9 protein-coding genes are annotated in these 14,210 nt (G+C 66.0%); 4 read left to right on the top strand and 5 right to left on the bottom strand.

Annotated features, from left to right (window positions below; all coding sequences use genetic code 11):
* Positions 1-9: 9 nt before the first annotated feature.
* From V7Q48_RS07160 to V7Q48_RS07140, 5 genes are all read right to left on the bottom strand, one after another.
* Complete coding sequence (locus V7Q48_RS07160) at positions 10-927, bottom strand: LysR family transcriptional regulator (RefSeq protein ID WP_333837177.1); 918 nt, start codon at positions 925-927, stop codon at positions 10-12.
* A 92-nt stretch (positions 928-1,019) separates the two neighbouring features.
* Positions 1,020-2,054: a sugar kinase gene (locus V7Q48_RS07155; RefSeq protein WP_333837176.1), complete on the bottom strand. Its 1,035-nt coding sequence runs from the start codon at positions 2,052-2,054 to the stop codon at positions 1,020-1,022.
* A complete protein-coding gene (locus tag V7Q48_RS07150) occupies positions 2,051-3,442 on the bottom strand; it encodes a mannitol dehydrogenase family protein (RefSeq protein WP_333837174.1) in 1,392 nt (463 codons plus the stop codon). The genes V7Q48_RS07155 and V7Q48_RS07150 overlap by 4 nt, the downstream gene beginning before the upstream one ends.
* Positions 3,439-4,857: a glucuronate isomerase gene (gene uxaC, locus V7Q48_RS07145; protein WP_333837173.1), complete on the bottom strand. Its 1,419-nt coding sequence runs from the start codon at positions 4,855-4,857 to the stop codon at positions 3,439-3,441. Before uxaC ends, V7Q48_RS07150 begins: the two co-directional genes overlap by 4 nt.
* Before the next feature lie 20 nt (positions 4,858-4,877).
* A complete protein-coding gene (locus tag V7Q48_RS07140) occupies positions 4,878-5,633 on the bottom strand; it encodes a FadR/GntR family transcriptional regulator (protein ID WP_333837170.1) in 756 nt (251 codons plus the stop codon).
* 108 nt (positions 5,634-5,741) lie between these two features.
* Here V7Q48_RS07140 and manD point away from each other — a divergent pair, with 108 nt between their 5' ends.
* The 4 genes from manD to V7Q48_RS07120 all read left to right on the top strand — a co-directional run bounded on the left by manD (position 5,742) and on the right by V7Q48_RS07120 (position 14,157).
* Positions 5,742-6,950, top strand: coding sequence for a D-mannonate dehydratase ManD (gene manD / locus V7Q48_RS07135; RefSeq protein ID WP_333837360.1), 1,209 nt, complete (start codon positions 5,742-5,744; stop codon positions 6,948-6,950).
* A 73-nt stretch (positions 6,951-7,023) separates the two neighbouring features.
* A complete protein-coding gene (locus V7Q48_RS07130) occupies positions 7,024-9,702 on the top strand; it encodes a glycoside hydrolase family 2 TIM barrel-domain containing protein (RefSeq protein WP_333837169.1) in 2,679 nt (892 codons plus the stop codon).
* A gap of 29 nt (positions 9,703-9,731) precedes the next feature.
* Positions 9,732-10,916, top strand: a complete 1,185-nt coding sequence (locus V7Q48_RS07125) for an MFS transporter (RefSeq protein WP_333837168.1) — start codon at positions 9,732-9,734, stop codon at positions 10,914-10,916.
* A gap of 292 nt (positions 10,917-11,208) precedes the next feature.
* Positions 11,209-14,157 carry a TonB-dependent receptor domain-containing protein gene (locus tag V7Q48_RS07120; protein ID WP_333837167.1) on the top strand — a complete coding sequence of 983 codons (2,949 nt, stop codon included), beginning with the start codon at positions 11,209-11,211 and terminating at the stop codon, positions 14,155-14,157.
* Positions 14,158-14,210 lie beyond the last annotated feature (53 nt).

Here is a 14,210-nt window from a genome sequence, read left to right as displayed (position 1 = left end):
TGCCCAGGTTCAAATCGACGGCGCGTGGTGCTGTTCGAGAATGATGAACAGGGCGCTCGCTGCCGGGGGCAATGGTTCGTCGGCGCGGTACCTCACGCCGATATTGCGCTGGAAGACCGCCTCGCGCAGCGTGACGGCGCGCAGCACCCCGATCGACAACTCGGATGCCGCGACTTGGCGGGGCAAGACCGTGATCCGCTCGCCCAGTCGCACGATCGCCTTGGTGGTCAACAGCGAATCGCATCGCACCACGTTCTCGGGCACCGGCACTTCGGCCGACAGGAACAGCGCATCGACCTGCCGGCGAAACGCGCCCTGCGCTTCGGGCAGCACCCACGACAGCCCTGCCACGTCACGCAACGAAACGGTCGAGGGCAGGGCGGCATGGTGACGACCGACGATGAGCGCAAACGGATCCCGGGCGAATGTATGCTCGGCGATGTCGTCGGGCGGGCTCTCGATCTCCGTTGTCACGAAGGCGAGGTCGATTTCGCGCCGGCGCAGTAATTCAAGCAGGGCTGCATCGGGTCGCTCGACCACACTCAGCGCGCAGGGCCCGATCTCGGCTTCCAGCTTTGGCAGCACGAACGGCAGAAGACTGACCAAGGCACCCGGCGTGCCACCGATGCGGAGTGGTCCCGCTACGCCGCGACCCAGATTGTGAAGCTCCTGTTCGGCTGCGAGCAGAGTCTGGCTCATCGCCTCCGCACGTTCGGCCAAGAGCCGTCCGGCAGCCGTTAGGCGCACACCCGTCTGGTGGCGCTCGAACAATTGCACCCCAAGCCGGGCCTCCAAAAGCGCGATCGCCGCAGATGCCGACGGCTGTGCGACGTTGAGTGCACGGGCCGCGCCGGAAATCGAGCCTTCCCGACATACGGCGCGGAAGGTCAACAGGGCTCTTGGATCAATGGTGGATCGATACTCCATCGATCAGCACTATCGCGAATGGTCAGCGCGCAGCAAGCATGTCGCACGAGGGGCTTCGCCGGTCTGTGGCCTGGAGGCGCGACCATCCCGCTTCAACGGCGAACGTCACCCGAACGCCCGGTGAAGGCGTCAATCTCGCTCCGGGGCAGGCGGAGCCAATCGCCGTGTACCGAATGCTTGAGCACGTTCATGGCCAGGCCCAGCTCGGCCATGCGCCTGGCTCCGGCCTTTTCCAGCCATCCGGTCAGGACACCTGCCGCAAAGGCGTCACCGCTGCCGATGCGATCGACGATCTCGGGCACGTCGAGGGTGGCGGTCTGGTGGTGATCGTCGCGCAGGTCGACCCGCGCTGCGATCCTGTGATGCGTCTGGGTCACCGCGGTGCGCGTGGTGCTGGCCATCAGCGCTAGTTTCGGGAAGTGGGCGAACGCCGCCTCTGCCGCTTCGCGCCGGCGCGCCTCGTCCTCGCCCGAAAAGGGCCGCCCAAGCAGCAGCGTCATGTCGCGGTGGTTGCCGAACACGATCGTTGCTTCGGCCAGCAGTTCGAGCAGGATTTCGCGCGGGTTGCTGTCCCACGCGTTCCACAGGCTTTCGCGGAAATTGCAGTCGAAGCTGACCGGCACTCCCGCGGCGCTGGCGGCGCGAATGGCGGCTTTTGCAAGCTGCACTCCGTTTGGGCCCAGGGCGGGGGTGATACCCGAGACATGGAGCAAGGCGGCACCGTCGAGGGCTGTGGCGAACTCGAAATCCTCCGGCCGGGCGGTCGCGAATGCCGAGCCTGCGCGGTCGTAGACGATTGCGCTGGGGCGTAGCGATGCGCCGACCTCGAGAAAATACAGGCCCATGCGGCTGCCGGGCGCTTGCGTCAGGTGGCGTACCTCAAGACCGGCACCGGCAAGGCTCCGCCGTGCCTTGTCGCCCAGGGCATTCGCCGGCAGGCGCGAGACGATGCTTGCGTCGTGTCCCATTGCTGTCAGCGCCACGCCCACGTTGGCCTCGGCGCCGCCGATCGCAATGTGCACATCCGGCGCATCGGCAAGGAGGTGGCCGGGTGCCGTCGCCAGGCGCATCAGCAGTTCGCCAAAGCACACGACGTGCCCTTCGCGCTTCGTCGACGAACCGGTCACCGTTCCAACTCCGCACGGATTGCTGCACGATCGCCGTGTGTCGGTATCCACGAACTGGGCACCAGGCCATCGGCACCGAACAGCGCGTCCAGGGTCAAGGCCACATCCGGCAGCTGCGCTGCAGCGGTGAGCGCGGCCGCTTGCGGATCGTCGACGGGACCATTTGCGCCACGCAAGTGCCGGATCCAGCCGGCGATGCCCGTCAGGATTGCGGGGCAGGTGCGCCTTGCAGCCTGATGCGCGGCAAGCGTTGCCAGCCAGCGCTGGGTAATCTTCTGGCTGCCGTCCATCGCGATCTGGAGCAAGCGGTGGTTGAGCGCGGGGTTTTCGAAACGGCTCACCAGTGCCTCGGCATAGGCGGCAAGATCGAGCCCGGGAGGCGCATCGATCGTCGGCGCGGCTTCATCCCGCATCAGGCTCTGCACCAGGGCGCGCAGCACGGGATCGGCGATCGCTTCGTGGACAAAGGTGTGCCCTTTCGCCAGCCCGCAATAAGCCAGCGCCGAATGCGCGCCATTAAGCATGCGCAGCTTGGCCATTTCGTAGGGCGCGACATCGGCGACGATCTGCGCACCTGCCATGTCCCAGGCAGGGCGGGGGCCGGCGAAGGCATCCTCGATCACCCACTGGCTGAAGGTCTCGGTGAGCACGACGCCTTCATCGCGCAGCCCGAGCATGCCCGCCACTTGCGCGCGGTCCGCCTCGCTGGTGGCCGGCACGATGCGATCGACCATGCTGTTGGGAAACGCACAGGTCGCATCGACCCACGCCAGCAGATCGGGGCGCCGCGCTGCCAGATATTCGCGCATCAGGCGCTGCAACTGGCGCCCGTTTTCAGCGAGGTTGTCGCAAGACAGCATCGTCAGGCCGTGCAGTCCCGCCTTGTGACGCTGGCCCAGCGCCTCGGCGAGGAGGGGGTAGAAACCCTGCTGCGCCAGCGACAGGTCGAGGCCCCCGTCGGGTGATCGGCAATAGCCTTTCTCGGTCACGGTGAACGTCACCACATGCGTCGCAGGGGCTGCAAGGCGGGCGATGATGTCGTCCCGGCTGGTCGAGGCCAGCAAGACTTCGGCGACACTTCCGATGACGCGAAGCCTCGTGCCCTCCGCGGACCGTTCGGCCAGCGTATAGAGGCCGTCCTGCGGGTTGAGCTGGTCGCCGGCTTCCGGGCTGCGCATCGAGACACCGGTGATGAACCAGTCCGCGCGCTGGCCCGACTTCGCCGCCGCTGCCATGGCTTCGTCGGTGTACCAGGCCTGATGCGCGCGCGTGAAGGCGCCGAGCCCGAAGTGGACGATGCCGACCTCACGCTCGGCCCGGTCGTAGGCCGGCCGTGCCACGCCGCGGTCTGCGACCGTGGCCAGGGTTTGCGCGTCGAGGCGGCTCACAGCCGGTAGGCCTTCTTGACCAGCCCGTTGGTGAGATCCCGCGCCAGTTCGGCCGCTTCCCAGTCCGCCAGCCGATGCTCGGCGACCAGTTGGGCCAGAAAGCCGCAGTCGATCCGGCGGGCGACGTCGTGACGCGCCGGGATCGACAGGAACGCGCGCGTATCGTCATTGAAGCCGACGGTGTTGTAGAACCCGGCCGTTTCGGTCGTGGCCTGGCGGAAGCGCCTCATGCCCTCGGGGCTATCGTGGAACCACCATGCCGGGCCCAGCTTGAGGCAGGGGTAATGGCCGGCCAGCGGCGCCAGCTCGCGGGCATAGACGCTCTCGTCCAGCGTGAAGAGGATGATGGAGAGGCCCGGCTCGTTGCCGTAGGCATCGAGCAGCGGCTTGAGCGCGTGCACGTAATCGGTGCGCATCGGGATGTCGGCGCCCTTGTCGCGGCCGAATGTGTGGAACAGAGCCTCGTTGTGATTGCGGAAGCTCCCCGGGTGGATCTGCATGACCAGCCCGTCGTCGAGGCTCATCGCCGCCATTTCCGTCAGCATCTGGGCGCGGAACAGTTCGGCCTCGGCAGCGGTGAACGTGCCCGCGACGATGGTGTCGAACAGCGCTGCCGCGTCGCGGGCGGACAGGTTGGCGGTCTGCGCCGTGGGATGGCCGTGGTCGGTGCTGGTGGCACCATGCCGGGCAAAGAACGCCCGCCGCTGGCGATGCGCGTCAAGATAGCCCTGCCAGGTCGTGCAATCCTGTCCGGTGATCTGCGAAAAGCGATCGAGATTGGCGCGAAACCCTTCGAAATCGGGATCGACGACCGGGTCGGGACGATAGGCGGTGACGACCCTGCCCTGCCAGCCACCCGATGCATTCTCCGCCATGATCGCGGCATGGTGCGCCAGATCGTCGAGCGGGCTTTCGGTGGTCGCGATGACCGCGATATTGAAGCGGTCGAACAGCGCGCGCGGGCGGAAGGCGTCCGTGCCGAGCTTGTCGGTGATCGTGTCGAAATAGGCATCGGCCGTTTCGGCGCAGAGCATGTCGGTCATGCCGAACACTTCGGCAAAGACCCAGTCCGACCACATCCGGGTCGGGGTGCCGCGGAAGAGATGCCAGTTCTGAGCGAGGATCCGCCAGGCCTTGCGCGGATCGTAGGTCGCCTTGGCCGGACCGATGCCGAGATCCTCCAGCGCTATGCCCTGCGAATAGAGCATGCGGAACATGTAGTGATCCGGGCGCAGCAGCAGGTCGGTGGCATCGCCGAACGGCGCGTTCTGCGCAAACCATGCCGGGTCGGTATGCCCGTGCGGGCTGATGATCGGCGCGTCCTTGATGCTCGCGTACAAGGCGCGCGCGATCGCGCGGACCGAACCGTCCGCGGGGAACAGGCGGTCGGCATGCAACTCCAACTTCGGCGGCATCGCTTCTCTCTTATATGGGACTAACTGGTGGCGCGGACATAGCGGTCGCGCTTGGCCTGAGCGGCACGGCGCGCTTCCTCGATCGCCTTTTCCTCGGTGGCGAACAGCAGGCTGTCGAGCACGGCCGCAAGGTGTGTGCGCATCGCGCCACGCGCGGCGACGGGATCGTGATTGCGCAAGGCCTTGAGAATGGCGGTATGTTCGTCGACGACCGGCATGATGTTGGCGGAGCGCGCCTTTTCGTGCAGCAAGGCGCTCTCGGGCGACTTCGAGCGCAGATCCCACAGGCGCTCGACTGCTTCGGCCACCGCGGCATTGCGGGTGGCCCGCGCGATCGCCAGATGAAACGCGCGATCCGCCCGCACCGTACCGTCGGGATTTTCGTTCTCGCGCTCGATCTCCTCGACCAGCGCTTCCAGTTCGGCGAGACCCTCGTCGGTGATCTGCGTTGCCGCCAGCGCCGCGGCCTCGCCCTCGAAGAGCAGGCGCGCCTCGGTCAGCTCGAAGGCGGTGATGTTGAAACCGGGGATGTCGTCCTTGCCGGGCAACCGCTTGACGTAGGCGCCCGAACCAACCCGCACTTCGACCAGTCCCTGGACCTCGAGCGCGATCACGGCCTCGCGCACGGTCGGGCGCGACACGTTGTATTGCAAGGACAGCTCGCGCTCGGCGGGAAGCCGGTCGCCGACCTTGTAGTGGCCGCTCGAAAGAACCGCGATGAGGCGCCGCGCGAGATCCTGATACAGGCGGTCTTGGGCGGGTGCGGCATCACTCATCAGGCAGCTCCGGATAATGGCCTTACCACTCATATGAAAGTTGACAGGCCAGATGGGATTGGTCAAGACTATTTCTAGCACATGCAGACCAATCCGGAAACCGCGACCATGAAGATCCAGTCCGCCCGCGTTATCATTACCTGCCCGGGCCGCAATTTCGTGACGCTCAAGATCGAAACCGATCAGGGTGTCTACGGCATCGGCGATGCCACGCTCAACGGCCGCGAAAAGGCCGTGGTTTCCTATCTCGAGGATCACGTGATCCCCTGCCTCATCGGCATGGATCCGCGCAATTCCGAGGATATCTGGCAATATCTCTACCGTGGTGCCTACTGGCGTCGGGGGCCGGTGACGATGCGCGCGATCGCCGCGGTCGACGTCGCGCTGTGGGACATCAAGGCCAAGATGGCAGGCATGCCGCTGTACCAGTTGCTGGGCGGCCGCAGCCGTGACGGCATCATGGTCTATGGTCATGCCAATGGCTCGGACATCGACGAGACGGTCGACGCGGTCGGGCAGTATATCGACATGGGCTACAAGGCGATCCGCGCCCAGACCGGCGTGCCCGGCATCAAGGACGCGTATGGCGTCGGCCGTGGCAAGCTGTTCTATGAACCCGCGGATGCCGAGCTTCCCAGCGTGACCGGCTGGAACACGCGGCTCGCGCTCAATCACGTGCCCAAGCTGTTCGAGAAGCTGCGCGCCACTTACGGCTTCGATCATCACCTGCTGCACGACGGGCACCATCGATACACCCCGACCGAAGCCGCGCAGCTGGGCAAGGCGCTGGAGCCCTATTCGCTGTTCTGGCTCGAGGATGTGACCCCGGCCGAAAACCAGGAAGCGTTCAAGCTGATCCGCCAGCACACCACCACGCCGCTGGCGGTGGGCGAGATCTTCAACTCGATCTGGGACGCGAAGGACCTGATCCAGAACCAGCTGATCGACTACATCCGCACCACGATCGTCGGGGCAGGGGGCATCACCCATCTGCGCCGCATCGCCGATCTTGCCAGCCTCTACCAGATCCGGACCGGCTGCCACGGGGCGACCGACCTGTCGCCGGTGACGATGGGCACGGCGCTGCATTTCGATACGTGGGTGCCCAATTTCGGCATCCAGGAATACATGCGCCACACGCCGGAAACCGACGCGGTTTTCCCGCACGACTACCACTTCGACAAGGGTATGCTCTACGTTGGCGACACGCCGGGGCACGGCGTCGACATCGACGAGACGCTGGCGGCGAAATATCCCTACAAGCCCGCCTATCTCCCCGTCGCCCGCCTCGAAGACGGCACGATGTGGAATTGGTGACGGGCCCCGCGTCCCGACGATTTACCAAGCAATACCAAGCGCTGCCACGCGATAAGGCGGCGTGATTTCGGAGATGGCCATGCACCTGCTCAAGCGGCTCAACCTGACCACGGCCCTGTGGCTGATCGGCACCGGCACCGCCCTTGCGCAAGGTGCGGCGCCGGTTCGCCAGGTCACCCCGCTGGCGCAGGGCTGGCAGTTCCATTTCGGTGACGACCAGCCGGAGGGCGGCGCGCGCGGTGCCGGATGGGAAACGGTCAGCCTTCCGCACACCTGGAACCGGGTGGGCCAATACGAGGCGCAGACCGGCATCCCCCTGGCCCGCCGTCCGATCGACAAGCGGCAGGGCGTGGCCTGGTATCGGCTCGACTTTGCCGCGCCTGCGCTCGCGCAGGGGCAGCGCGCCTATCTGCAGTTCGACGCCGCCAGCCGTACCGCCCAGGTCTGGGTGAACGGGCGCAAGGTCGGCGGCCATGACGGCGGCTTTTCGCGGTTCCGGCTGGACATCACCGACGCACTTCGCGCTGGACAGACCAATCAGCTCAGCGTTCGCGTCGACAACACCCAGCCCGCGCCCGGGAGCACGACGCAGGACATCCTTCCGCTGACGGGCGACTTCTTCGTGCAGGGCGGGCTCTATCGGCCCGTCAGCCTCGTCGTGACTGAGGCGACCCATTTCGACATGCTCGATGACGGGGGAAGCGGTGTCTACGCGCAGACCACCCGCATCGGCGCCACATCGGCAGACCTGGCGGTCGTGGCGCGCGTGCGCAACGATGCCGGTGCCCGTGGGCTTACCCTGGTGTCGCGGCTGATCGACGCGCGCGGCCGGCAAGTGGCCCGTGCCGAGACACCGCTGCAGGCTGCCGCGAATGCCACGCGCGAGGATCGGCAGGTCTTGACGATCGCCCGCCCCCATCTGTGGCAAGGCGTGGCGTCGCCCTATCTCTACACGCTGGCATGCGAACTGCGCGATGCCGACGGGCGCCTGCTTGACCGGATCGACCAGTCCGTCGGCATCCGCGAGGTTCGGATCGACCCCGACAAGGGGCTGTTGCTCAACGGCCGGCCGACACCGCTGCATGGGGTGGGCCTCCACCAGGATTCGATGGCCCATGGCTGGGCAATGAGCGAGGCCGACGTGGAGCGTACGGTCGGGATCATTCGCGACATGGGCGCCAATTCGATCCGCCTGACGCATTACCAGCATGGCGATGCGGTCCACACGATTGCCGACAGGCTGGGCCTGATCGTGTGGGACGAAATTCCCCTCGTGACGGCCTGGACGACGCGGAACGAGCAAAAGACCGCGACCGAGCAGTTGACGGCCAATGCGCGCCAGCAGTTGCGCGAACTGGTCGCGCAGAACCGCAATCATCCCTCGGTGGTCGTCTGGGGCATTGCCAACGAAGTCGACTTCGGCCCGAGCCGCCCCGGGTTTCTGTCCAACGGCACGACCGCAGCCCCGGACCCGCTACCGCTGCTTCGCGATCTCAACACGTTGGCGCACCAGCTCGATCCGTCGCGGCCGACCGCCGTTGCCAACTGCTGCGAGGACCGCGACATGCCGCAGGTGCCGCCCGTGGCGGATGTCCCCGATGTCTCGGCGGTCAATCGCTATTTCGGCTGGTACTACGACAAGCCTGAAGACCTCGGTCCGCACCTCGACAGCCTGCACAAAAAGCGCCCGCAACAGCCGCTGGCGCTCAGCGAATACGGGGCCGGGGCGGGGCTGTCGCTGCACACCGACGACGTGCGCGGCGGGCCGGTCGATGCCGGGGGGCGTAACCAGCCCGAGGAATACCAGGCCGACTTGCACGAGCGCACCTGGCCGCAGATCAAGGCGCGCCCGTGGTTGTGGGCGAGCTGGCTGTGGAACAGCTTCGATTTCGGCAGCACCGTTCGCCGCGAAGGCGACGCCGTCGACATCAATACCAAGGGGCTCGTCAGCTACGACGGCTCGGTCAGGAAGGACGCGTTCTACTACTACCGCGCGCAGTGGTCGGACCAGCCGACGGTGCACATCACCGGGCGCCGTTATACCGATCGTAACTACGGCGTGACCGACGTCAAGGTATACTCCAACGCTGCCCGCACGCAGTTGTGGTTGAACGGAAAGTCGCTCGGCACCGTGGCCGGGTGCGAGAACCGTGTCTGCGTGTGGACGGGCGTGCGTCTGGCGCCCGGCGAAAATCGGCTTGAAGCCCGCGCGATGTTCGCCGGCAAGACGGTCTCGGACGCGATCCGCTGGACCCTCGGCCCAGATCAGGTCGATGCCTACCGCATCGATTCCGGTGCCATCGTTGCCGCGCCTTCGACCCATGCGCGCTTCGGCTCGGACGCCTTTTTCGACGGCGGCAAACCGGGCACGATGGACACCGTGCAGCGCTATCGCCCACCCATCCTGGCCAAGATCGCGAACTCGCCCGACCGCGACCTCGTCGCGTCCTATCGCTCCGGCGACTTCCGCTATCGCCTGCCCTTGCCGCGCGGCAGCTATCGCGTCACCCTGACCTTTGCAGAGCCGTCGCAGCCCGTAGGCCAACGCCTGTTCGACGTGACTGCCAATGGCAAGGCCATGCTGCAGGCGGTGGACGTGGCCGCGCTGGCCGGTGCACCGCTGACCGCCATCACGCGCACGTTCACGGTCGCGGTCGGTGATGCCGGCCTCGACCTGGGCTTCGTATCGCGCAAGGGCGAGGCGATCGTTTCCGCAGTCGAGGTCGAACGGGACCGGCAGGGCAGCCGTTGATGCGGCGGCTGTTCGCCAACCGCTGGTGGGTGATCGCGCTGGTGTCTCTGGGCACGGTGCTCAACTATCTGGCCCGCTCCACGCTTTCGACCGTCGCGCCGACGCTCAAAACCGAATTCGCCATCACGACCGAGCAATACAGCTACATCGTCATGGCATTCCAGGCCTGCTATACGATCGCGCAGCCGATCGCCGGTTTCGTTCTCGATACGCTGGGCAGTCGCATCGGCCTTGCGGTGTTCGCCGGGGGATGGGCCCTGGCCAACATGTCGCATTCCCTGGCCGGCGGCTGGCAGGGGCTGGCCGTGGCCCGCGCGGCGCTCGGCCTTACGGAAGCATCGGCGATTCCGGGCGGCATGAAGGTCGTATCGGAATGGTTTCCGCCCAAGGAACGCGCGGTTGCGACCGGATGGTTCAACATGGGCGCCTCGGTCGGTAACATGATCGCGCCGCCGCTTGTCGCCGCCTGCGTCATCATCTGGGGCTGGCGCTCGTCGTTTCTGGTAACCGGTGGCCTCAGCTTGCTCTGGGCGGCCCTCTGGTTCGGGGTCTATCGGCCGCCCGCATCCGGCGGCGTCGCGCGGGGTGCCCCGCAGGACCGCTGGCGCGATATTCTCGGTCGCCGCGCATTCTGGGGCATAGCTTTGCCCCGGTTCCTGGCCGAACCGGCCTGGCAGACCTTCAACTTCTTCATACCGCTCTATCTCGCCTCGGTGTGGAAGCTGGATCTGCAGCATATCGCCATGTGGGCGTGGCTGCCGTTCGTAGCCGCTGATTTCGGATCGATCGCGGGTGGTTACTTCGCCTCCTGGCTGGTGGGTACGCGCGGCGTCTCGGTCACCACATCCCGCAAGATCGTGATGACGACGGGAGCTGCATTGATGATCGGGCCAGGCGCCCTCGGCTTTGCGTCATCGGCGCAAGTCGCGATCCTGCTGTTCTGCATGGGTGGGTTCGCTCACCAGATGCTGTCGGGGGCACTGCTCACGCTGGCCGCGGACTTGTTTCCGCAACGGTCGGTCGGCCGGGCCTCGGGACTGGCGGGGACCGCCGCGTGGACCGGTGGTCTGCTGTTCACCCTGGTGATCGGCAAGAGCGCGGACTACTTCGGGTACTCGCCACTTTTCGGTGCCCTGGCCGTGCTCGATGCCTTGGCGGCACTCGCGATGTGGCGGCTTCTGCGCGGTGTGAACCGGACGTCCGAGCAGGATTGAGCCCGCGCTTCGGCCACCCGCCTCCAAACATTGGATAGGTGTTTGCTTTGGAATGAAGGCGGGCGGCGGCGCTTCTGGCGACGACGCACGCGTGCAGGCCAACCTGACCCCGGAGCCACACTCTCGGAAGCGGCCTGAATCGCTGGGGAAAGCTGTTCAGATGCCTGGATCATCAATTTTGGGAATGGAAAACCATAGCAAATAATCATTATTTGGATTGGTAAGTTTCACTTACAAACAGGTCAAACCAATCTGGTCCAAAAGGATCACGGAATCAGGAGAGGGTTCGAAGATGTATCGGCTAAACCAATTGCACCGGGTCGATGTCGCGATGACGACGACACGGGCTGCTGCCAAGCTGTCCCTGCTGGCAGGCGTTGCGGCGATCTTGGCGCCCGTGCAGTCTTTGGCCCAGGAAGCCGAGCCGGCGGTCCAGCCTGAATCCAGCGCCGCAGCGGGAACGGCGGAAATCCTCGTGACCGCGTCGCGCATCGCCCGCGACGGCTACACGGCGCCCACGCCGACGACTGTCGTGAGCCAGCAGTTCGTGGAACAGCGTGCCATCGTCAATATCGGCGATGCGCTCAATGCCGTGCCGGCCTTCCGCGCCGCGGTCTCGCCCAACGCGGGCGGGCTTGGCAACACCGGCGCCTTCCTGGCCGACCTTCGCGGCCTTGGTTCGGTCCGCACGCTGGTCCTGCTCGATCGCGGTCGTCTTCCGCAAACCATCATCCCGGGTGTGACGACGTCGGCGGGTTCGACCGACCTCAACGTCATCCCCACCGTTCTCATCCGCAATTCGGACGTCGTCACCGGCGGCGCCTCGGCAGCCTACGGCTCGGATGCAGTCGCCGGCGTCATCAACTTCCAGATCGACGACCGCCTGACCGGGCTCAAGGGCTCGTTCCAGTACAGCCAGACGCGCTACAAGGACGCCAAGGACAAGTACGCGACCCTGGCCTATGGCACGGCCTTTGCCGGGGGCCGTGGTCACTTCGTCATCGGCGGTGAATACAACGATGACGGCGGCACCGCAGCGTACAACAACGTGCGCGGCTGGGGCCGCGCGGCATGGAACCAGGCCCAGATCACCAACCGCCCGGCCGGCGTCGCCAACACGGTGATCGGCCCCAACGGCAACTATTTCGGCGCAGCCTCGAGCGGCGGCGTGATCCAGACTGCCGGCGCTCTGCAGGGCCTGGCATTCGTGCCCACGGCGAATGGCGGTGTCACCACCACGACGTTCAACCGTGGTCTGTCCAACCTGACCGCCAGCCTCGACTTCTTCTCGCCGACGGCCCTGGCGGCCAATGTCGCGGCCGGGATCAACAACCTCAACACTCAGCAGCTTCGCCCGGCGCAGACGCGCTACAACGTGATGAGCCGCCTGTCGTTCGACCTCGACGACAACGTGACGGCCTTCATCGAGCCGCTGTACTCGAACGTGAAGACGACGGGCATCATCATCATCCGGCGCGACGGTGCCGGTGCCGGCCCTGCGCTCAACATCGCCAAGGACAATGCCTATCTGGCGCAGGCACTGACGCCGGCGCAACTCGCCCTCGTGCCCGCAAACGGCCTTTCGATCGGGTACTCGGGCCAGGACTTCGGTCCCAGCATGCGCACGATCCAGAACGAGCTGATCCGCGTGCAGGCCGGCCTGAAGGGCAAGTTCGGCTCCTCGTGGAAGTGGGATGCCTCGTACCTGTTCGGCACCAACACGTCGCACGTCGCCATCAGCAATACCTTCAACTCGGCCAATTTCCGCAGCGCCCTCGATGCAGTCTCGGTCGGTGGTCAGATCGTCTGTCGCAGCGCTACGGCGCGCGCGGCGGGCTGCGTTCCGCTCAACATCCTCGGAAAGCTGCAGCTTCCGGCTGCCGCCGCCAGCTATGTCCTGGGCACCTCCACCGGATCGGGCCTGACGACGTTGAGCGATCTTTCGGCCAACATCCAGGGTGAGCCGTTCTCGACCTGGGCGGGCCCCGTCTCGATCGGTGTCGGCGCTGAATATCGCCGGGAATCGGTGCGCCTTGCCACCGATGCCCTGTCGCAGACCTCGGGCTGGCTTTCGGGCAACGGCGTTTCGCTGCCGACCCGCAGCCAGACGGTCAAGGAGGCCTATTTCGAGACGGTCGTGCCGCTGCTGCGCGATTTCGCGATTGCCCGCAAGCTCGACTTCAACGGGGCCGTGCGCGTCACCGACTACAGCACGTCCGGCAGCGTGACCACCTGGAAGGCCGGTCTGACCTGGGAGCCGATCGACGGCCTGCTGGTCCGCGCGGCGCGCTCGCGTGACATTCGCGCGCCCAACCTGATCGAGCTCTACACGCCGCAATCCCAGTCGTTGCCGCTGCCGACCGATCCGCGTCCGGGCGTCGCGCGGCCTTCCAACAACGCGGGCTTCATCGTCGGCGGCAACCCCGGTCTGCGCCCGGAGGTGTCGACCACCCAGACCGTCGGCGTCTCCTACCAGCCCTCGTTCTTCAACCGCCTGCGCCTGTCGGTCGACTACTACAATATCCGCATCCGCGGGGCGATCACCTCGACCGGCACGCAGGGCGTGGTCAACAACTGCTTCATCGGCGGTGCCTATACCGGCAATTCCTGGTGTTCGCTCATCACCTTCGCCAACAATGACCCCGTCGCGGGCCAGATGACCGGCGTCCAGGGCATCACCGCGAATGTGGCGCAGTTCCGCACCCGCGGGCTCGACTTCCAGGCGACGCTGCGCCAGCCGATCGAACAGTTCGGGACCACCGGCGCCATCACCGCCAATGTGATGGCAACCCGCGTCCTCTCGTTCTGGTCGTCGACCGATATCTCGACGCTGTTCCCCGGCGGCATCGATCGCGCCGGCCAGACCGGTGCGGCCTTCGGTGGCCCGGCGGGCCTGCCCAAGTGGCTCGTCAACACCACCATCGACTATGAGATCGGGCGTTTCGGTCTGAACACCAACGTCCGCTTCGTGTCGGCCTCGCACCAGAACAACGGTCTCTTCGGGCCGGACCAGGCTGGCTACAACCCCGCGCTGGCGACCAGCATCACCGATAACAACATTTCGGCGGTGGCCTATGTCGATCTCGGGGTGCGCTACAGCTTCGGGGCCGACAAGCAGTACATGCTTTACTTCAACGTCAGCAACCTGCTCGATCGTGATCCGCCGCTGCCGGCCAACGGCAGCGCCTATTACGACCTGATGGGCCGGACCTACAAGGGCGGTGTCCGCTTCCGCTTCTGACCGGTAAAGGCGCCGGCCGGGCCGTCCGGCCGGCGCACCTTGGCCGATGTGAC

Source organism: Novosphingobium sp. (assembly GCF_036803765.1).
Taxonomy (GTDB): Bacteria; Pseudomonadota; Alphaproteobacteria; order Sphingomonadales; family Sphingomonadaceae; genus Novosphingobium.
This window is presented reverse-complemented; position numbering and strand designations above follow the sequence as displayed.